Origin of the sequence: Paenibacillus sp. M2 (genome assembly GCF_046713495.1) — a bacterium.
In the GTDB taxonomy this organism is placed as follows: domain Bacteria; phylum Bacillota; class Bacilli; order Paenibacillales; family Paenibacillaceae; genus Paenibacillus; species Paenibacillus amylolyticus_B.
Window position 1 is genome coordinate 7,203,095 of record NZ_CP169648.1, and the last position, 21,694, is coordinate 7,224,788.

A 21,694-nucleotide genomic window follows, 5' to 3' on the forward strand; every position below is an offset into this window, starting at 1 on the left:
GGTTAGGACGATGGAACTTCAAAAATTATATTCTGATTGTATACGGCTCAAATTCAATTGTGGAGTTAAGCCTGAGCCTTCGTGCACAGATTATATGGAGTATGGCTTGTATGAGGATAATAGTGCCGAACTGTTTATGGTATCCCACCCAGATGAGACATTTACAAGTTGGATGTCGAGACTGCGTCCGAAAGATCCCTATTATGGATCAAGGCCAGACTGGAAGCCGACTCTCTCAGAACCATTTGAACAGCTCGATGTTTATGACGAAATGATTATGTATTATCTGTTATTTACCATCAACACCACGCTGTCGATCAACACGTATAACACCTACAGTGCCATGAATGAATTTATGAAAGGCTATAGCTTCTTCCAATTGTCTCAGCTAAGCGAAATTCCCCAATTCAGCGAGGAACAAAAGCATCTGTTACGTGACTTTTTCTTCTTTTTTTACCTCTATGCACACCCGGTTAATGAAGATACATTATATGCCTGCTCATTCAGCGAACAACACCTTGTACATACGAAGACCGACATTTCATTGGAGGATTATTTTTCGGCATACCATGATCACTACACCTTACTTCGAAATGAATACTGGGAACAAATCGTAATCACTGCTGAAGAGATCCAAGCCTGCAAACGCCTGACGCTGGAACTGCTATATACCATTGAAGGCCGATCTCCCAAGTTAAACATGCCTTCAGAGGAAGGTTTGGAACCAATCCTCATGTTAATCAACAACGTGAGTCAGATGTTACAGTTGTATACAGAGGAACCGGAGGCATTATTCCAGATCATGCGGGATTTCCTTATTCAAGCTGAAGGTCACTCCAGTACATACGCTAACCACTGTTTCAAGACACTGCTTCAGAACTATGCTTCATATATCCTGTTTTTCCGATTTGATGAGGTTCAATTGCTGGTAGATGCTTTCAGGCATACCCCGGCTTGGTGCGAAATAATTGTTAGTAAACTGTTCAACGACTCCATCTTCCTTGAAAAGATCATGAGACTACAGCAGGTCAATCTTGACGCTTATCCAGACGTCACTATGTTCTTTAATGAAGAGGCACGAAAGATGATTTTGTAGCAACGATCTGGCCCTACAAAAAAATGCCTAAAAAAGCCTTTGCCGACCCCCAATGTCAGCAAAGGCTTTTCGTTTTAAATTGTTTATTGATCAATCAAGTTGGTTACTTTCAACATTCTTGCAATCAATGCAGTGACCTCAGCACGGGTCATCGTAGTCTTCGGACTCAGAACCTCTGGTCCATTACCTTGGATGATTCCGGCTGCAATCAACTGGGCTACATCTTCTTTCGCCCAATTCGATACATCCGCTGCATCACTGTAACGTTCCAGTTCAGCGTTCATCTGATCCGGGCTAATTGCCGCTTCCGGTTCAATCAGACGATACGCACGAGCAACCATGGCAAATCCTTGCTCACGTGTGATCTCCTGATTACCGTAGAAGTTCCCATTATCGTAACCGCGAACGATACCGAATTCATTCGCAAGGGCTACCGCGGAGCGGAACCATGCGGAATCGTTAACGTCAGGGAATAGATTCTGTGGTGCATCCTGACGCATTAAGCCTAGTCCAAGCACAACAATTTCGGCAAACTCGGAACGAGTAACCTGACGGTTCGGTGAGAAGGTGTTATCTCCGTTACCTTGCAGATCTAATCTCGCAGCGATGTTGTTCACATCCGTTTTGCCCCAGTGGGATCTGGCATCTTCAAAATCCTGCGGATTCCAGATGACCGAGTAACTTCCGCTGCTGCGCAAGTCATTAATGAGTGCATAGTAACGACTATCGATCTTCGTGACAACCGTTGGTACATGGAAGATGCTACCGTCCGGGTTAATGATCACGCCTGTGGTAATCCGGTTCGGATTGATACCTTCTGGAAGTGCAATATACTTCGGTGCATAGCCGTTCAACTGGCCGGATCTAACTGTCTGTCCATCTTTCGTAAATGTCAGATCCAGATCAACCGGATTCACCAGAAGCTCATACCCTTCGGTTGCAGCCTTGTTTTTCGCGCTGCTGATCAAGGCATCCGAAGAACGTGCAATGTCGACATGTACAGCAATATCTTTCATTGCAACGTTGCCCAGTTGCTTGGACACACCGTTCAGGTCCATTTTGCCACCAGGTACCGGATAGATCGCCAACGGATTGCTAATGTTCAATTTGGAACCTTGATCTACTAATTGTTTCAGTGTTTCGAGGGTTAAACCATCCACCTTCATATCACCATCATTCGGCGAATGAATGGCGAACTGCTGACCTGTGCCTTGTGACATGGCAACATTCAACTTGGCTGGATCAACTTGAACCAATGTTTCTTTGTTGTCAGATGGTTTGGATGTAGCAAATGGTTGATGGCTACCATCCCGAGTTGTTTCCAAATTATCCTTCACGGGTGCCGTTGGTGTTGGTACTGGCGCAGGGGCAGGTGTGTTTCCACCGTTACCTCCCGTATTTCCACCGCCATTGTTCCCGCCGCCGTTGTTGCCTCCACCATTGTTACCATTGTCACTGGACGCTCTGGTGATAACCGTAGTGTACTCCGTCTGCAAACCATTCGTATCTGTAACTCTAATGACAATTGTGTTTGAACCTACCTTAAGTGCAAGATCATCACTACTACTGCCGCTCTCCACTTCCTTCCAGATTCCATCATGCAAAATCTCAATTTTGTCTGCAGAATCAGGAGCAGTTGGGTAAATACGTAGATTGTACACATCATTGGTTACCGTTGCTGCGTAGTTGAATTGGTTTGGATCAAATGCTTGGTTCAACGCAATATTTTTCCCAAATGAATCGGTCAGACTCAGCTGTGTCAGTGCTTCTTTTACAATAGTAAATGTTTTCGTTTTCGTAACGGAACGTCCTCCATCCACTGCTGTTACCTCAACGGTATAAGTGCCGGGTGCCAGATCTTCATCCAGATGATAGGACCAGTTTGGATCCCCAGCATTCCAGATCAAACTTCCTGCAACATCAACTACATTTCCATCCGCATCTTTCAACACTGCACTCAGCGTATCTGTATCCGTATGGACCGTACCCGAAACCGTTGGCTTCTTATCTGAAGTACTCCCTGCTGGTTCAGTAATCTTCAGCGCGCTCGCGAATGGGTCTTCCAAATCGAATTGGAAATCATGAACCAATGTCCCTTCTGCTCCCTCGCCTTTTAGATAGCCAGATGTTCCATTGTAAGCAACGTTAACCTTCTCATCACTTGATAATTTAACCGATTCGGGCAAGGTCAAAATCAATTTTGTAGGATCAGATCCGTCGATGACAGCTCCGACAACTTCTACGGTTTGCCCACCTACCGTAACTGTAAATGCACTACTTAGATCCACTTCAGAAACTACTTCGATACTTTTATCAAAATGAATGGATATCGTGCTTTCGCCCTCGATGAAGCTGCCGCTGTCCGCTTTGGGTTGATTCTTGATCAATCCATCGATTGCGTTATCCAATACACTTAACAGGTCATTTACCTGAGTCTGTGTTACCAAAGGATTGCTCAAAAGTGTCTGTGCCTCTTGGACTTTGGTTTGCAATTCATTCCATGAATCTGTCGTGTAATCACCATTCGATAAAGCTAAGGCTTCTTTCACTTTTTTCGCTAATGACATTGTATTGACTGCGTGAAGAGCCTGATCGAATTCATCAACCTTGAGTCCGGTTAACGCGTCTCTCAACGTGCCACTACCGTCATAGTTAATTGTAATTTCTTCTCCCGATTCAAGCTGAGCTTCCGTCAGAGGGATGGAAATCGTAGATCCATTAGCTATAAATTGACTAAGATTATCATACACGGTACCTCCAACTGTGACGGTGAAACCCTTCAAATCATCCGATTTCACGTCACGATTGAAGGTAAGATTTAGAATTCCATCGTCGTTTACTTGCGATGTTTGCAAATGGGCACCCTTAGGTTCCGGATATGCAGCTGCAAACGTGAAGTAAGAACCGTCCGCAAAGTTGGAACTGTTTAATGTAACCTTTCCATCCGTTACTGGATAAAAGGTATCATTATTGTCAAAAGAGTCATCTTGGCTAAGAATGATGTAGCTTGGTGTTACACCTTCAGCATCATCCACTTGAAGTGTGATATCTTGATCATTCCAGTTCGTTTTGTCCACCTGATATGAACGATCCATGATCTTTACACGAAAGCCATCTTTCACGATGGATGCACTTACATAAGATACGGTATCGTTCGCGCTCTTGTCTGCAAACATAAAGAAGGAGTTGTTATCCATCGTATTCTCATTGTCGGCATTATCTGAATGAATCGTATCTCCAAGAGCAATGGCTACATTTGAGCCGACTCCTTGCGACTTGGATTGTTTCTGGTCCTGGGCACCCAAGTCATCGCGTCCGATCCCGGTAATGCGATTCTTGTAATCTGCCTGGTTCGACGAATTCCAGAAAACCGTACCTTCTTCTCCGTTCCAATCACTGGCAACATAGTTGTCTGCCAGAGTGATTCCGTATTTTAACCCCAAGTAACTGTACACTTTAGTTCTTTCAACGTCCTGTAACTCGCGATTATATAATATCGTTTCCGATATTAGTCCATTAAACCTTCGATTATGCCCTGCTCCGAAGTAGTAACCCGTAGCACTCGTGGCACTATTAAAGTTCGCTGTTCCTGCAGTTGTTTTATCGATTAACTTCGTATTATTTAAATACATCCCAAAATAATTCTCAGTGCGAAGTACATTGAAAATATCTGCTTGCCCTAACTGATACGGGTTACCTGCATTATTTCGAATCAATTCGTCGTTCCCTGCATTGCCAAATGAAGATCTGATTACGCTTGTACTGTACGTGTCGGTACTTCCTTGGCCGCCAAAATGCCAAGGGAAACCGCTCGCAGCAGCTCCTTGAATGGAAAATGCCTCACGAGCGACATCCGTTGTATGGAAAGGCTCCCTGACATAGTATCCTTTGTTACCATCAATTAATATACCGCTGTTAAAGTTAATGGCACCTGTAACTAAGGTATTAGGATTTACGATACTCCACACATTATCATGTTCTACATTGGGGTCCAGATCTACCAGATCGGTCAAAGAAGTGATTTTACTGCCGTCAGCTGCCAGATTCATACTTTGCTCAACATCAATCCATGATATGAGTCCGTTGCTTACACCACCCGGATATCCCCCTGCGGTAATCGCGGTACTGTTGGATACAGGATTTTCAGTATCTGCATGAGCTTCTATGGCTGGAAACAAAATTGGTGTAGGCAATATACTCGCAACCATCACCAAAGAAAGCACCCTTGACCATACTCTTGTCATTTTGCTGTTGTGCAAATTCTTATTGTTCTTCAAACACTTGTCACACCTTTCGACTAATATCTAATTTTAGCTAAATCATTCTTCTCATAATCCCTTTCAGGATGCTGATTTACTAGATTGTGTTAATTTTGAAATACTTCATTGCTTATTCTACACTGAGCCTCTTACCAAACTCTTACCAAGCTATACGATAATGAATACAAACGATAGCAAGGAGGATATGAGGGTGGATAACCTTTTATCATATCCTCTAGCAGGAGACACATAGAGTTCAGCGGCTCCAACGTCAGTTCAAAAAAGAAAAAGCCTTTGCCGACCCCCAATGTCAGCAAAGGCTTTTCATTTTAAATTGTTTATTGATCAATCAAGTTGGTTACTTTCAACATTCTTGCAATCAATGCAGTGACCTCAGCACGGGTCATCGTAGTCTTCGGACTCAGAACCTCTGGTCCATTACCTTGGATGATTCCGGCTGCAATCAACTGGGCTACATCTTCTTTCGCCCAATTCGATACATCCGCTGCATCACTGTAACGTTCCAGTTCAGCGTTCATCTGATCCGGGCTAATTGCCGCTTCCGGTTCAATCAGACGATACGCACGAGCAACCATGGCAAATCCTTGCTCACGTGTGATCTCCTGATTACCGTAGAAGTTCCCATTATCGTAACCGCGAACGATACCGAATTCATTCGCAAGGGCTACCGCGGAGCGGAACCATGCGGAATCGTTAACGTCAGGGAATAGATTCTGTGGTGCATCCTGACGCATTAAGCCTAGTCCAAGCACAACAATTTCGGCAAACTCGGAACGAGTAACCTGACGGTTCGGTGAGAAGGTGTTATCTCCGTTACCTTGCAGATCTAATCTCGCAGCGATGTTGTTCACATCCGTTTTGCCCCAGTGGGATCTGGCATCTTCAAAATCCTGCGGATTCCAGATGACCGAGTAACTTCCGCTGCTGCGCAAGTCATTAATGAGTGCATAGTAACGACTATCGATCTTCGTGACAACCGTTGGTACATGGAAGATGCTACCGTCCGGGTTAATGATCACGCCTGTGGTAATCCGGTTCGGATCGATACCTTCTGGAAGTGCAATATACTTCGGTGCATAGCCGTTCAACTGGCCAGATCTAACTGTCTGTCCATCTTTCGTAAATGTCAGATCCAGATCAACCGGTGTGACAAGTAGCTCGTATCCTTGGGATGCGGCTCTTGTCTCGGCGCTGTCAATCAAAGCATCCGAGGAACGTGCGATATCAACATGGACATCAATATCATTCAACGCTGCATTACCAAGCTGTCTGGACACACCATTCACGTCCATTTTACCGCCAGGTACCGGATAGATTGCCAGCGGATTGCTAATGTTTAGTTTGGAACCTTGATCTACTAATTGTTTGAGTGCTTCCAGGGTTAAACCGTCCACCTTCATATCCCCATCATTCGGTGAATGAATGGCGAACTGCTGGCCTGTGCCTTGTGACATGGCAACATTCAGCTTGGCTGGATCAACTTGAACCAACGTTTCTTTGTTGTCAGATGATTTGGATGTAGCAAATGGTTGATGGCTACCATCCCGTGTTGTTTCCACATTATCCTTCACGGGTGTCGGCGTTGGTACTGGCACAGGTGTAGGTGCTGGTGTACTTCCACTGTTACCTCCTGTATTCCCGCCACCATTGTTGCCTCCACCATTGTTACCATTGTCACTGGATGCTCTAGACACGTTAATTTTATACTCCGTAACATGGCCAAGTGAATCCGTTACTCTAACAACGATCTTATTTCCACCAACTTGGAGCGGTAGATTCTCACTTACAGTACCACTTGAAACCTCGTTCCATTCTCCATCTCCGACAGCTATTTCAATCTTCGCAAGTGGATCAAGTGCCGTTGGCGTGAGCTGGAATTGATATACGCTATTTGGCACAGAGATGGTGTAGATATCTTTAGCCGGATCAAAGGCCGGAGACAAGCCTCCCACGGAAGGGACCAGTGTTTGCAAGGTAGATGTATCCGTACCAATTACTTTGGTAAGTCCCGTTCTTGCATCAGTCAGATCCTGAAGTGCCTTATCTACCTGCGCTTGAGTTGCTGTCAGATCATTAAGCACTCGATTTGCTTCATTCATCGCATTATCCAGTGCTGTCCAGCTTGCTGGTGTGTAGGCTGACTCTTCCAGGCTTTCACCTGTAATTTCAGTTACTTTCGCTTGCAAAGCTGATTTATCTACAACGGGTACAGATGTTGTAGGGATTAGGCCCGTTCTTGCTTCTGTCAGATCCTGAAGTGCCTTGTCTACCTGCGCTTGAGTTGCTGTCGGATCATTCAACACTCGCTCTGCTTCGTTCATCGCATTATCCAGTGCTGTCCAGCTCGCTGGTGTATACTCCTCTTCGTCCAGCTCGCCTGTTTCGATCTTATCTTTAATATCATCGAATTTGGCTTTCAACTTCGCCTTATCAATAGCAACAACATAATTTTTCGAATTCGACTCTTCTGAATCTGAATAGGCTGGATTGTTCGTCTTCGCTGTTACTGTCACTTTGTAGGTGCCAACTTCTAGCGACGGTACTAATTGCGACAGGTTAAGCGCCGTTCCGGTTACTTCCTCCGTCCGCTTCGTGCCGTCTCCCAGTTCAATCGTTACTTCATATTTATCTGCATGTGCAACTGCTTCCCATGTCAACTCATCGTCGGTCAGTGTGACGTCCGGTACCGTCAAAGGAGTAGCAGCAGTTGCAATGGTAAAGTACGAGTTCGGACCAAAACTTGAGGTACTCAGGGTTACTTGGCCGTTCTCAATCAAATGTAATGAGTTTGGATTACCAAATTGAGTATTATCGCTGATCACAACATACCGAGGCAACGCCGGGTTACCTCCCGTTTCGTCTACCTGAAGTGTAATCTGTGATTCAGTCCAGTTTGTTTTCTGTACCTTGTAGATACGCTCCATCCCAAGCAGTTTTTTCTCATCTTTCGTAATTGGTGTTTTGAATTCAGTACTTGCTCCATTGTCACCAAACGTAAAGAAAGAAGAATCCTTTGAGAATTCATTTTTATTTGCAGAATTGGTATCCTCGACACTGTTGCCCAATGCAATCGTCAACGTAGATCCCTGTTCCTGCGCCTTGGCTTGTTTCTGCATCAATCCACTCTGATCATCTCGACCGATGCTTGTAACGCGGTGGGTATAGACTGCGTTGGCAACTGAGTCCCAGATCGTATCATTATTTGAAATAATATATGAATTGGCTACTGTCTGATCAAGCGTATAGCCGTATTTGATCGCCAAATATGTGCTGACTTTTTGGCGTTCTGCGTCCGTCAGAGCATGGTCAAATACGATGATTTCTTCAATCGTACCCTCCCAATGCCCACTATTGGCCGCAGTTGCCGGAATTAGCTTACCAACTACGGCTCCGTCCGAGTTACCAGTATTCCATGCCTTAGCATTATCTTTTCCCCAACCACCCAGTTCCTGTACCTGCTTCATTTTACTGTACAATCTAGCTTTATTCGTTCCAGTGTCCCCACCTGTCCAAGTAACAAATAGCTCGGTCGGGAACGTCGTTCCCATAAACTTGTCGGGAGTGTATAAAGTCTGATTACTGTCACTGTTAAATGTCGTCAAGCCGCCCCTTGCGTCAACTTGAAGCATCCCCATACCCGTATAACCACCCGTTTGTACTCCCCATGAAATAATATAATTGAGGCCTCCAGTTTTATTGGTTCTACTAACGGTAATGATCGATCTGGGGCTCTTCCCTTGAGGAAGCTTACTTACATCCAGATTCATAAAACTACTCGTGCCGTTATATTCCAATACCGGATTGAAATTGATATTATGATTTTTATCATCCCAATAGGTCGGTTGGTTAGCTTCCGTACTTTGGGTTGCATTGTTTATTTTACTGCCTTGATCTTCCCAAGTACTCACCTTTTGGCCACTGGCAACTCCCATCCCCAGATCTGATCGTAGCCACAGTGCAGAGGCACCAATTCCACCTGGACCAACAGGAGTCTCGTTAGTCGCCTCCGCTTGAACCAAACTCATGGGCAACGTTCCAATCACCAGAATAAAGGAAAGAACCAGCATGGACATTCTTTGCCATGGTTTCTTCCGGATTTCTGCTGTGTACATAATTTCCTCCTACTTAATATGTTATTTTTGGACTGCTTACTGACTCAAAACATCATATCTACCCTCATCTTGCTTATTCTACACATGGCCTCTTACCAAACTCTTACCAAACCTTTCACTAGCAAATACGACAAAAAAAACAGCCTCGCAAACGAAGCTGCAAGGCTGTGTATTTCAATCAAATATTCGAATTTTTCCATTGTTGGTACCATAACTCAACTTCCAGGCCAGGACGTATACCTGCCTCTTGTTCTAACGTAGTGACCAACTGATTATATTGAGCGATCACAGGATCTTTATTACCTAATCGATCATAGGTCTTCATTAAGGCCAATCCGACTTCCTCCAATGATGGCTCGAATTGCTGTACCCGGTGATATAGCGTGAGTGCTTCCGTATTCTGTCCCAGCTCGATGTAATATTGTGCGAGTTCCATGGCGTGGTTACGCCAGAGTGCATGCAATCGCTGGCGCTCCAACTCAGCCCAGACATAATCGTCCTCTCCATAATATTTGCCTTCATATTGATCTGAGGTCTGCCGATGTTCAGCTATTGTAGACGAAGATAATAGAGGCAATCGGTTAAGACGGCTCTCCCATTCTTCCACGTCAATCCTGAATTCACCCGTCTCCAATAGATAACCAAACTGTTGATAACGAATGACCATCTTGTCCTCACCCATGAACTCGTTCATCATGCTGCGTAAGCGATGGATGCCACTGTGCAGATTGGATATACCTCTCCGCTCATCCAACTCTGGCCACAACAGTTCAAGTAGCTTATCCCGCTTAATCGGTTTGTTCCGATGGTGGAGCAAATAGGCAAATAACTCTCTAATCTTGGTTGTTCTGAACTTCATATGTTTTGGCATCTCATTTGGGTGCACTTGGACTTGGAGCATCCCCAGACACCGGATCAACATGGATGGCCCTTCTGCTATATTCAGACTTGCTGACACCGTTCGGCGTTGATACATCTTCATCGTTTTTTCCAAACGGTCACGCGTTACAGGCTTCATAATATAGTCCAGCACTTCAAGCCCATAGGCCGTCAGTGCATGTTCGTTATATGCGGTTGTGAAAATAACTTCTGTTCCAGGAGAAACCTCATGGATACGTTCGGTTGCCTCGATCCCGTTCATCCCCGGCATTTGAACGTCCATGAAGACGATTTCCGGCAGATGAAGTTTGATCTGATCTATGGCTTCCTGTGCCGTCAGAAAAGAGCCGATAACTTCGCAATCCTCTCTCTCTTGCAACAGTTTGTTCAACCTGCTCAGAGCGAGATATTCATCATCTACCAAAATCACTCTCATATGCACAACTCCTCTGGCTCACTGATCACCCTTTAATCTATAATTTTACCATAAATCCTGACGTGGGACCGCTATCATTTATATATAGAATCTATGTTCCGGTATTCAAAAAAATGTTCATCTTTGGAAGAGGACATGCAGGAATTTGAAATAAACTGTCGAAAACTAAAGTCTGCCATGAAACCTATAACCTATAAAAAGATACCCCGATATGTATTGCTGTCGATTCTATTCCTGACTATTTTGCTTGGCTTTCGCTGGATATGGTCCGAGACTTTCACTATACCCGCACATCCTGAACCCATTGAAGGCTTGTTAGACCTTCGAGGCTGGGACCTCGCCAACACTTCACCCATATCCCTGGATGGAGAATGGGAGTTTTATCCTCAGGCGTTAATCTCTACTCGTGACGCAAAAATTACGGATAACCCATCCTCATGGATTCAAGTTCCTGGTGACTGGCGTAATGCATTACCACAATCCTCATCATCGTTCGGATATGGGACGTACCGTCTTCGCATACTTTTAGATCCATCTGTGGAGGAAGTCTCTCTCTGGGCTCAGAAAATCCAGACATCATCGATCATCGAGATGAACGGGACCATTGTTGCCGAATTCGGCCAACCTGCCACTCATGCCGAAGCCTATCGACCAGAAAGGACTGCATTTACAACTTCCTATGTGCTTGACGGTTCTACCGAACTCAATCTTTTGGTGCAGACAGCCAATTTTGACGATCCTTATAGCGGAGGGATCACACGCTCTCTCTATTTTGGTTCTCCAGAAGCCATTGGAAGTGAACGAGGACTATCCATTGACTTGCAAAAGATTACATTCGCCATACTGATTTTGCACAGCCTATACGCTTTTGTCATGTTTCTGTTTATCCGAAAGGAACGAGCTCTGCTGACGTTCTCGATGCTAACACTGGTAGCTGCCCTAACGGTCGCCTCCGACCATGACAATCTGTTATTGAGTTGGATTCCACTCAACTTCACTTGGATCGTTAAGGCCAAAGCGTTGTCCTATCCGTTGTTCGCATTCTTTCTTTTACAGATGGCTAAGAGCTTCTCCCATAATCTACAATGGCGTAAACTGTTCCGTATGTATGCCAGCGTGCTTGGCGTTTACTGTTTATTTTTGCTCGTCGCACCAGTGACCCTAATCTATCATGTACTTGAGATTGGGCTTTCTGATTTCCTCTATCTGTTTGCTATCGGCTGGTCTGTGTACCTGTTCTTCCGAATGGCAGCAGAGAAACGAAGCGATGCAAGCTTTTTGCTCTTTGCGGCTACGAGCAGCCTATCAAGCGTGTTATGGGGAATTGTGAACTCACATAGCGAAATTACCAACGTGTATTATCCGATCGATGTGATTGCGGCCATGTTTGGCTTCTCCGCCTATTGGTTCAGAAAATACTTCCGCAATTCAAGTGAGATCGAGAAGTTGTACGAACAACTCAAAGAGGAGGATCGCCAGAAGGATCAGTTTCTTGTGAATACGGCTCATGAATTGCGTACACCGCTGCACGGGATCATCAATATCGCCGAGAGCATCGCGGTCCGTGAGCGTCGTAAATCAGGTGGGCAACAGGCAGAAGACATGAAGCTGTTAGTTACCATCGGCCGACGCATGTCCCAACTGGTTGATGACCTCCTTGATGTCATTCGTTTGAAGGAAAAACGTATTACGCTTCAGAAGAAACCTTTATCTCTTGCCTCTGTCATTCCAGGCGTGATCGGTATGTTCCGATTCATGGCGGAGGGCAAGCCCATCCATATGCAGGTGGATGTTCCAGAATCACTGCCGTTGATTCAGGCCGATGAGAGAAGACTTGTTCAGGTGCTCTACAACCTGTTGCATAATGCGCTCAAATTTACCGATGAGGGTACAATTACCGTGTCCGTTCGGGAACATGGAGAGTACGTCTTGATTCAAGTTTCAGATACAGGTGTTGGTATGAGTGAGGAGATACAACAGCGAATATTCGAGGCCTATGAACAGGGGACCCCAGAGGCTCGTTTAAGCGGAGGAATCGGCCTCGGTCTCAATATCAGCAAGCAGCTCACGGAACTCCATGGTGGCCAACTCACTGTGCAATCCGTACCTGGGCAAGGATCGACCTTCCAGATCTCGCTTCCACGGGAAGACACCGCATCGCTATCGGACCAGACTGAGCAGCAATGGGACGCTCACAGCTTCGATGAAATTGCGATTGCAGAGCCGCAACAGCAGACCGTCTCTCAAGATAAGACTGCCGCAAGAATTCTTGCCGTCGATGATGATCCTGTTAACCTGCGAGTACTGATCTCCATGCTTGCGAATGAACCTTACCATATTCAACCTGCAGCCTCGGCGCTTGAGGCACTTGAATTGTTGGATAAGGAGCCGTGGGACTTACTGATTGCCGATGTCATGATGCCCCATATATCCGGTTATGAATTGACCGAGAACGTACGCAAGCGTTATTCGGTATCCGAGCTTCCCATCCTGTTGCTGACGGCCCGTAACGAACCAGCGGATGTATACGCTGGATTCATGGCCGGTGCTACGGACTATGTCACCAAGCCCGTGGATGCCGTTGAATTAAGGCATCGCATCGGGTCTCTAATTGTACTGAAACAATCCATTGATGAGCGACTGCGCATGGAGGCTGCTTACTTACAAGCACAGATTCAGCCCCATTTTCTTTTTAATACGCTCAATTCAATCATGGTTCTTAGTGAGATGGACACAGAGCGAATGCAGAAACTGGGCGATGCTTTTATCGAGTACCTTCAGACCAGCTTTCATTTTGTTAATTCGGAGAAGATGGTTGAGGTCACTCATGAGTTGGATCTCTCCCGCGCCTATCTCTACATTGAGAAAGAACGATTCATGCATCGGTTGAACGTCATCTGGGATATTCCCGATGATCTCGATCTATCCCTGCCGCCACTCACCATTCAACCGCTCATTGAGAATGCTGTTCGACATGGTATTCTCAGCAAAGTTGAGGGTGGAACCGTGCATATCCGAATTATCAACCAAACAGCGTCCACCTTGATTGAGATCGAGGATGACGGTGTGGGGATGCAGCCCGAGCAGATCGAACGGGCACTGGCGTGGCCCAAGAAAGGTCCCGGCGGAACCGGAGGCATTGGATTAACCAATACACATCGCCGGTTGACCCAGATGTACGGACAAGGTTTGACCATCGTCAGCTCGCCGGGCCAAGGTACGAAAGTTTCCTTTGTCATCCCTTTGGACCGCAGCATAAAAGCCTGAGCGATAAGATCGTTCTATGACTCTATAACGGCATACTGTACGATCGGTATCTGAATGCTTTGTGTAAAAGTTCTAAGGGGAACGCGATGATAGCGGACATGTTCAAGTTCAATTCCAAGCTCAAGTTCAGATTCTGACATACCAAATAAACCAAAAGAGAGCTAAGCCGGGACGAAACCCGTGCTTAGCTCTCTTTTCTATGGCTTCATTATGATCTAACACGATAAGCTAAACGTTATCCGTGCAGGACTTGTTTTTCATCCGATAATCCCAGCGCCTTGGCTGTTGAAGAATGAACCTCTTTGAGGAGATCCAGATTCTCCACAAGGGATATGCCGTAGGAAGGAATCATTTCCTTGATCTTTGGCTCCCATGCCTCCATATGCTGCGGGAAGCACCGCTGAAGAATCTCAAGCATGACCTGAACCGCGGTGGATGCACCCGGTGATGCACCTAACAAAGCCGCAATCGTTCCATCTGCAGACGTGACCACTTCTGTACCGAATTGGAGCGTCCCCTTGCCACCTTGAACGGTATCCTTGATCACCTGCACACGCTGACCTGCCAGAACCATATCCCAATCCTCGCTCTTCGCACCCGGAACAAAATCACGCAATTCTGCCATACGTTGTTCTTTGGATAACATCAGTTGTTGGATCAGATATTTGGTCAAAGAAATTTCTTTGACACCTGCTGCAAGCATCGTAAGCAGATTATGCATCTTAACCGACGTGATTAAGTCAGCATTGGAACCCGTCTTCAGGAACTTCGGCGAGAACCCGGCAAACGGTCCGAATAACAGCGACTTCTTATTGTCGATAAACCGGGTATCCAGATGTGGAACGGACATAGGCGGAGCCCCTACCGAAGCCTTACCATATACCTTGGCATGATGCTGTTCCACGACTTTTTGATTTTTGCACACCATAAAGATGCCACTGACCGGGAATCCGCCGATGTGTTTACCTTCCGGAATGCCCGTCTTCTGGAGCAAATGCAGACTTCCGCCACCTGCGCCGATAAAGACGAATTTTGCCTTATGGCGTTCGACTGCACCGCTCTTCAGGTTTTTCACGGACAGTTCCCATTGTCCATCGCTGGTGCGTTTCATATTCTTCACGCTATGTTGGTAGTGGATGCCCACGTGTTGTTCCTTCAAATGTTTGATTAGCATACGCGTTAAAGCACCAAAGTTAACGTCCGTACCGGAGTCAATTTTGGTCGCTGCAACAGGTTCATTACTTGTACGATCTTTCATCATTAGCGGCATCCATTTCGCCAGCTCTTTCTTGTCATCCGAGAATTCCATGCCTGCGAACAACGGGTGATTCGACAAGGAGTCATAACGTCTTTTCAAAAACTGGACATTGCTCTCTCCATGTACATAACTCAAATGAGGAATCGGCATAATGAAGTCCCGCGGATTACGAATCAGACGGCTATTGACGAGATAGGACCAAAATTGCTTTGAGATCTGAAATTGTTCATTCACTTTAATCGCTTTGCTAATATCTACGGTTCCGTCTGGTCGTTCAACGGTATAGTTAAGTTCGCACAATGCAGCATGCCCGGTTCCGGCATTATTCCATTCGTTGGAGCTTTCCTCTCCTGCAGTGGCTAGCTTTTCGAAAACCTTAATATTCCAGTCTGGTGCCAATTCTTTTAGCAAAGTTCCCAAAGTTGCACTCATAATTCCGGCACCAATCAAGATAACATCTGTACTCGTTTGTCCCTGGCTCATGTCTACCGTCCTTATATCCTATATTTGCCAAAAGGATGTAAGCGTTATCGATTTGGCATTTGCAGCAAGCCCATTCTTGAACGGGATCGCACCTTCTCTGAATGATTATAACCTTGATCTAGTGTATCAATAATATAGAGCAATTTAAATATGCAATTTCAAGATATTTGCTATTCCATCAGTATACGCTAGTTTACATCGGAACGTTAGCCCGGTTATAGGCCTGAAAGATTTATTTGTTCAAAACAAAGAAAGGAGCCCGGTTTTAGGGGGACTTGGCACATGAAAAGTTGTATAGCCTTATTTAGTCGTGAAAATGGATGCACGAAGAGCCGCTCTCGAATGTTTCGCTAAGCGGCTCTTTATTGATTTGAAATGACTATCACAGCCAACGGCGTTTCGGGGAGTACTCAGAAAATCGAAATCAGTTCCTTTGTATACGGATGGCGTTCTTCAGCGAACAACGCATCTGCGCCAAAGCGATCAACAATCTGACCTTCCCGCATGACGATGATGCGCTGACTCATGCGATGTACCGCAGCCAGATCATGCGAGATGAACAGGTATGACAGACCAAGTGATATTCGCAGATCGGTGAGTAACTGCAGAACGGCACCTTGCGAGATCACATCCAGGCTGGCGGTCGGTTCATCCAGAACGACAACGTCCGGTTCAATGCCAATGGCACGCGCGATCGTGACCCGTTGACGCTGTCCACCACTTAGCTCGTGCGGATAACGTCCAGCTATATCGCTAGGAAGCTCGACCGCTTCAAGCAGCTTTTGCACGTAAGCATCCTTTGACGTGTAGGTAAAGTGGGACAGTTCTGCGTCCCGTCCAAGTTGTTCGTACGGATCGATTAGCGAGTCGGCAATCTTGAGCTTTGGATTCAGTGCAGCCATTGGGTTCTGAAATACAATCTGAATCTTTCGCCGATGAGGTCGCAACCGTCGGCCGCTCAGCCGCGCGATATCCTGTCCGCCCAGTGTAATTGAGCCTGTATCTGCATCTTCAATCCGCAACAGACAGCGGGCGAGCGTACTCTTGCCGCACCCGCTCTCGCCAACTAGGCCAAGGCACTCGCCGCGGTTCAGGGTAAAGGAGATATCATTCACAGCGGGTCGGTCTGCACCTGCATAGGTTCGGCTGAGATGTTCCACGCGAAGCACGGGATAATTCAGGATGCTGGGCGAGGAAGCAGTCTTTGCAATGGCGGTATCTATAACGGTATCTGTATGTGCATGATCTGTATCTGTAGCATTTATGACTGCCTGATCTGTATCTATAGCATCTATGACCACATTGTCTGTAACTGCATTGTCTATCTCTGTATGGTTTGCGCCTTTAGCACGGTCATGAACTCGCACATTGGATTCGTCAGACTGCACAAATCCTTGGCGTTCTTCATTTGAAGTCGTCTTCATTCTGTTCCCGCCTCCTTCAATCCCGACTTCAGTGAGCGGCTCAGAACGGGAGCAGCCTCGATCAGCTGACGCGTATATTCATGCTGGGGATGGTCAAGAATGCGATGCTTGCCGCCCGATTCGACGATCTGCCCTTCCTTCATAACAGCCAAACGACTGGCATAGCGACGTACATGGCGCCAGTCGTGCGTGATAAACAGAATCGCACAGCCCGTCTCCGCTTGTTTGCGTGCCAGCAGTTCCAATACGCGATGCCCGGATACACTGTCTAGCGCCGTTGTTGCCTCATCAGCAATCAGCAGACGAGGGGAGAGCATCAGCGATGTGGCAATAGAAGCCCGCTGAAGCTGTCCACCGCTCAACTGGAACGGATAGCGACGCAGCAATTCAGCGCCAAGGCCAACCGATTCCAATGCTTCCTCCGCCCGTTTCTTACGGATGGCAGAAGACTTCTCCCCATGAACCTTCTGGTATTCATCAAAGTGTCCACCAATGCTGCGAAATGGCGTAAACGCTCCCTGATAGTCTTGAAAAATATATGAGATGCGGCTTCCCCGCAGGGCTCGCATCTCCTTAGGCTTCCGTTCGAGCAGGTTGCTGCCCTCGAACATGACTCGCCCCGATGCATGCAGGTTGGGCGGCAGCAGACGACCAATGGCTTGCGAGAGCAAGCTTTTGCCACTACCGCTCTGTCCAACGAGTGCCATGAATTCACCTTCGCGAACAGCCAGAGAGACTCGATCTACAATGGTGCGATCCCGGCTGGAGATGCTCAGTTCCTCCATGGAGAGAATCATGGCTGCACCTCCTTCTTCACATCAAAGCGGTCTCGCAGATAGTCGCCCAGCATGTTGGCGAGCAGGACTACCGAGACAATAGCGAGACCAGGATAGATCATCAGCTCTGGCCGAGATTGGAAGTAAGGCCGTGAGTCATTCAGCATCGCACCCCACTCAGGTGTTGGCGGCTGTGCGCCAAGGCCGATGTAGGATAATGATGAGATGAGCAGGATAATTTTGCCCAGATCGAGACTGGCCAGCACGAGCACATGGCCTGCGATATGTGGAAGCAGATGTTTTCTCATGATACGACCGTCCGAAAGTCCATTGGTGCGGGCGATGCGAATGTAATCCTTTTGGGACTCCGATAAAACCGTACTTCGAACGAGACGCGCATAACTAACCCACTTCACGATCACGATCGCCAACACCAGATTGCCGATTCCCGCCCCCAGCAGGCCACTGAGCACAATCGCCACGATGGTATCGGGAAAGGCAAGAAAGGCATCCGCGATCCGCATGAACAGCTTATCGACCCAGCCGCGTTTGTATCCTGCGATCAAGCCAAACGGAATGCCAATCAGCAGGGCAGCACCGAGTGCCAGCAAGCTATAACCCAGCGTTTGGCCGCCGCCAAGCAGCAGACGTGTCATAACATCGCGTCCCAGATGGTCAGTACCGAACGGATGGAGAGCACTTGCACCCTGCAATCTTCCACGCAGATCGGTTAAGGTGTGGTCATGTTTTAAGTATAAAAAGGCATATAAGGAGGCCACGATGACCAGCAGTGCAAACAGCAGACCAATGATCGCCTGCCAGCTATGTTTTTTAGATTTTGTAGGTGGAATGGGCAGGGGTATGGTTTTCATCGGTGGGCCTCCTTTTCCTTGAGTTTCATTTCAGGATTCAAATAACGATAAGATAGGTCAACCGCCGTATTCACGAGGAATACCACGATGGCCATGATCAGGATGTAACCCTGAATCAGTGGATAATCACGCTGGCGGATGGCGTCAACGACGAGCTTGCCGATCCCCGGATAAGCGAACAACACTTCAATCACGACAACTCCACCAATCAGGCTGCCAAGACTGACGCCAAATACCGTAATCACAGGAGGCAGACTGTGCCGAAACGCGTGAAGCATGAAGATCCGGCCTTCGGATAACCCTCTTGCCCGGGCGGACCGAACGAACTCCTGACTAAGAGAATCTAGTAGGCTGGAACGCAAAAGACGCACATAAACGCTGGAGATGGCAAGTCCCAGCGTCAGAGATGGCAGAATAAGCGAGGTGAATCCATCCCGCCCCATAGTCGGCAGATTGCCAAAGCGTACGCCGAACATGTCGATCAGGATCAGACCCAGCCAGAAGCTTGGCACCGCCGCACCCACAATGGACAACATCCGGCTGCCCCGGTCAATCCAACTGCCGCGATGGAGCGCTGACAGCGAGCCGAGCGGGATCGCTATCACGAGCATAACCAGCAGAGCGCCTATCGTCAGCTCAGCCGTGGCTGGCAGTGCACGCATCAGGGTCTGCATGACGGGCTGACCTGTCGAATACGATACGCCGAAGTCGAGTCGAACGAAATCGAGCAACCAGTTGCCAAATTGGACAGGAAGCGAATCGTTGAAGCCCATCTCCTCGCGTACAGCTTCGACCTGCTCCTGACTAACAGACAGTTCGTCCACGTTCAGGATCGTCAGTACCGGGTCACCGGGAGCCAGACGAATGAACAGGAAACTCACAAACATAATGAACAACAGAAAGATAAATACCTCAAGGAACTTCCGAAGCAAAATGCGAAACATTACATCACATCCAGCTTATTGGTAATCATGTAATATTCACTGCGAGTGGTAACCCAGTTCTTGATCTTCTTGCCGTTATAGGCAACGATTGTACCCGGATGCAGCACGAAGGAATTCAGCACGTTGTCATGCACGTAATTGGCTGCCTTTTCGGCAAGCACTGCGCGCTTCTCCGGTGCAACTGTGAGATTCAATTCGTCGATGATTTTGGTTAGTTCCGGATCTTCCGATCCACTGAAGTTAAGGGCACCCTTCGGATGGTACGTTGCATTCAGATAATAACCAGCATCCCCACGAGGAGCGGTCAAATTACTGTAAGTCGCAATATCCCAGTCGCGGTTGGAAGCCATATAATCTTCCGGCGTGTCGATCTGGCGAATCTGGACGTTAATACCGATCTTCTTCGCATCAGATTGGAACACCTGGGCGATCAATGGCAGATCAGCACGAGCTGAATACGTTAACAACGTCAATTCCAGCGGCTTGCCATCTTTCGTCATCACGCCATTTTGCAGCTCGTATCCAGCTTCCTTAAGATAGTTCACTGCGGCATCAGGCCCGGATTGCTTAGCAGTCTCTGCATAAGTCGGCGCGAATGGTAGCGATGGCAGGAACGGTCCGATGGCTGCTTCCCCGTATCCGAGCAGGATCGTGTCCACGATACCCTGACGGTCGATCAACGCATCCACCGCACGACGGACATTGAGGTCCTTCATACTCTCCCGCTGCATATTCGTCGTCATCTGATGCACGCGGAACGTCGATGTAGACTCCACCTTCATGCCGTCTATCGCTTTGAGCGATTCGAGACTCTCGACCTCCGGACGGTATACGATATCTACCTGCCCAGATTTGAGCGCTAGTGTGCGAGCGTTGGCATCTTCATTGAATGAGAACGTGATGGAATCCAGAGGCGATGCTCCGTCCCAATATTCATCATAGCGATCCAGATCCAGCTTGCTGCCTGGGGTAAAAGAGGTCAGCTTGAACGGGCCCGTGCCAATGGGCTTGTTCACAACGTCCGGCTCACTCACGTCGATAATCGCCGTGTTGGGATTCACCAGTTCCGAAGCGAACTCCGGGAACGGCTGAGTTGTGGTGATCTCCAGCTTGTCACCCTCGGCTTCAATCGTATCAATCTTCAGAGCGTTCTGGATGGCTACATTCTCTTCCAGTGCCCGCTCAAGGGATGCCTTAACGGATTCGCCCGTCATCGGCTTACCATTCTGGAAGGTCACATCGTCTCGCAGGTCGATTGTCCAATGCTGACCATCTTCGCTCTCCCAGCTCTCGGCAAGCCATGGAGCAACCGTCAGGTTCTCTTCATCGAGACGAACCAGCGTTTCCGTAATGCCCGCACGCAGCGGCACATAGCTTGAATCAACATGTGGATCTAGCGAGCTGGTGGAGAAGTTATATAGGAAGTGAACATTTTTATTATCGGTGGATGGCTGCGCAGCGGGACTGGACTCAGATGATCCGCAGGCGCTCAACAGTCCAGCGCTCAAGGCCAAGGAGACCAGCGCTAACAGTGGCGTCTTTTTATTCAAGGTAATGCCCCTCTCTCTTAATCGTAATTATTATTATTTAAACACAATGAGTATTATCTTATCGTAATGATTACGTTTTGACAAGAGTTATATTGGTGGTGTAACGAGAAAAAATCCGACTCTCGGATGAGAGCGGATTCTTCATGTTTTTTGTTACATATGAGGGCTTGATTAGTTGGCATTTCCTTTACGATCCGGGATTGTTTACAGGTAGAACCATGCAAGATTACTCGAAGAGTTATAGCCCTGTTTCGTAGTCTTCCAGAAAATGTGACCAGTAACCTTTGATTTTTCTTTTAGAAGTTAAACCAGATGAA

Annotated in this window: 11 protein-coding genes; 2 read left to right on the top strand and 9 right to left on the bottom strand. The window is 47.2% G+C overall.

Annotated features, from left to right (window positions below; translation table 11 throughout):
• The first annotated feature begins 10 nt into the window (after positions 1-10).
• The gene (locus ACETMN_RS32715) at positions 11-1,096 is read left to right on the top strand and encodes a hypothetical protein (RefSeq protein ID WP_411735596.1); all 1,086 of its coding nucleotides are present in this window, start codon (positions 11-13) and stop codon (positions 1,094-1,096) included.
• A gap of 83 nt (positions 1,097-1,179) precedes the next feature.
• Here ACETMN_RS32715 and ACETMN_RS32720 read toward each other — a convergent pair whose 3' ends face one another.
• The 3 genes from ACETMN_RS32720 to ACETMN_RS32730 all read right to left on the bottom strand — a co-directional run bounded on the left by ACETMN_RS32720 (position 1,180) and on the right by ACETMN_RS32730 (position 10,803).
• Positions 1,180-5,340, bottom strand: a complete 4,161-nt coding sequence (locus tag ACETMN_RS32720) for an S-layer homology domain-containing protein (protein WP_143786449.1) — start codon at positions 5,338-5,340, stop codon at positions 1,180-1,182.
• A 353-nt stretch (positions 5,341-5,693) separates the two neighbouring features.
• On the bottom strand, positions 5,694-9,488 hold the full coding sequence (locus tag ACETMN_RS32725; RefSeq protein WP_411735597.1) for an S-layer homology domain-containing protein: 3,795 nt from the start codon (positions 9,486-9,488) through the stop codon (positions 5,694-5,696).
• Positions 9,489-9,666: 178 nt separating this feature from the next.
• Positions 9,667-10,803: a response regulator gene (locus ACETMN_RS32730; protein ID WP_411735598.1), complete on the bottom strand. Its 1,137-nt coding sequence runs from the start codon at positions 10,801-10,803 to the stop codon at positions 9,667-9,669.
• Between the two features lie 177 nt (positions 10,804-10,980).
• On the opposite strand from ACETMN_RS32730, the gene ACETMN_RS32735 reads away from it, so the two are divergent.
• Entirely contained in the window at positions 10,981-14,070 is a 3,090-nt protein-coding gene (locus ACETMN_RS32735) for an ATP-binding protein (RefSeq protein ID WP_411735599.1), read from the top strand.
• A 235-nt stretch (positions 14,071-14,305) separates the two neighbouring features.
• On the opposite strand, the gene ACETMN_RS32740 is transcribed toward ACETMN_RS32735, so the two are convergent.
• The 6 genes from ACETMN_RS32740 to nikA form a co-directional block, all read right to left on the bottom strand.
• Entirely contained in the window at positions 14,306-15,811 is a 1,506-nt protein-coding gene (locus ACETMN_RS32740) for a malate:quinone oxidoreductase (protein WP_091012294.1), read from the bottom strand.
• 410 nt (positions 15,812-16,221) lie between these two features.
• Positions 16,222-17,235: an ABC transporter ATP-binding protein gene (locus ACETMN_RS32745; RefSeq protein ID WP_411735600.1), complete on the bottom strand. Its 1,014-nt coding sequence runs from the start codon at positions 17,233-17,235 to the stop codon at positions 16,222-16,224.
• Entirely contained in the window at positions 17,232-18,032 is an 801-nt protein-coding gene (locus tag ACETMN_RS32750; RefSeq protein WP_411735601.1) for an ABC transporter ATP-binding protein, read from the bottom strand. Before ACETMN_RS32750 ends, ACETMN_RS32745 begins: the two co-directional genes overlap by 4 nt.
• On the bottom strand, positions 18,029-18,883 hold the full coding sequence (gene nikC / locus ACETMN_RS32755) for a nickel transporter permease (RefSeq protein WP_411735602.1): 855 nt from the start codon (positions 18,881-18,883) through the stop codon (positions 18,029-18,031). Before nikC ends, ACETMN_RS32750 begins: the two co-directional genes overlap by 4 nt.
• Positions 18,880-19,827 carry a nickel ABC transporter permease gene (nikB, locus tag ACETMN_RS32760; RefSeq protein WP_062836581.1) on the bottom strand — a complete coding sequence of 316 codons (948 nt, stop codon included), beginning with the start codon at positions 19,825-19,827 and terminating at the stop codon, positions 18,880-18,882. The genes nikC and nikB overlap by 4 nt, the downstream gene beginning before the upstream one ends.
• Positions 19,827-21,377, bottom strand: coding sequence for a nickel ABC transporter substrate-binding protein (nikA, locus tag ACETMN_RS32765; RefSeq protein WP_411735603.1), 1,551 nt, complete (start codon positions 21,375-21,377; stop codon positions 19,827-19,829). The genes nikB and nikA overlap by 1 nt, the downstream gene beginning before the upstream one ends.
• Positions 21,378-21,694 lie beyond the last annotated feature (317 nt).

What these genes read in the sequence shown, in the direction of transcription:
- ACETMN_RS32715 (WP_411735596.1), top strand. Translation starts at nt 11, where the DNA reads ATGGAACTTCAAAAATTATATTCTGATTGTATACGGCTCAAATTCAAT.
- ACETMN_RS32720 (WP_143786449.1), bottom strand. Translation starts at nt 5,340, where the DNA reads ATGACAAGAGTATGGTCAAGGGTGCTTTCTTTGGTGATGGTTGCGAGT.
- ACETMN_RS32725 (WP_411735597.1), bottom strand. Translation starts at nt 9,488, where the DNA reads ATGTACACAGCAGAAATCCGGAAGAAACCATGGCAAAGAATGTCCATG.
- ACETMN_RS32730 (WP_411735598.1), bottom strand. Translation starts at nt 10,803, where the DNA reads ATGAGAGTGATTTTGGTAGATGATGAATATCTCGCTCTGAGCAGGTTG.
- ACETMN_RS32735 (WP_411735599.1), top strand. Translation starts at nt 10,981, where the DNA reads ATGAAACCTATAACCTATAAAAAGATACCCCGATATGTATTGCTGTCG.
- ACETMN_RS32740 (WP_091012294.1), bottom strand. Translation starts at nt 15,811, where the DNA reads ATGAGCCAGGGACAAACGAGTACAGATGTTATCTTGATTGGTGCCGGA.
- ACETMN_RS32745 (WP_411735600.1), bottom strand. Translation starts at nt 17,235, where the DNA reads ATGAAGACGACTTCAAATGAAGAACGCCAAGGATTTGTGCAGTCTGAC.
- ACETMN_RS32750 (WP_411735601.1), bottom strand. Translation starts at nt 18,032, where the DNA reads ATGATTCTCTCCATGGAGGAACTGAGCATCTCCAGCCGGGATCGCACC.
- nikC (WP_411735602.1), bottom strand. Translation starts at nt 18,883, where the DNA reads ATGAAAACCATACCCCTGCCCATTCCACCTACAAAATCTAAAAAACAT.
- nikB (WP_062836581.1), bottom strand. Translation starts at nt 19,827, where the DNA reads ATGTTTCGCATTTTGCTTCGGAAGTTCCTTGAGGTATTTATCTTTCTG.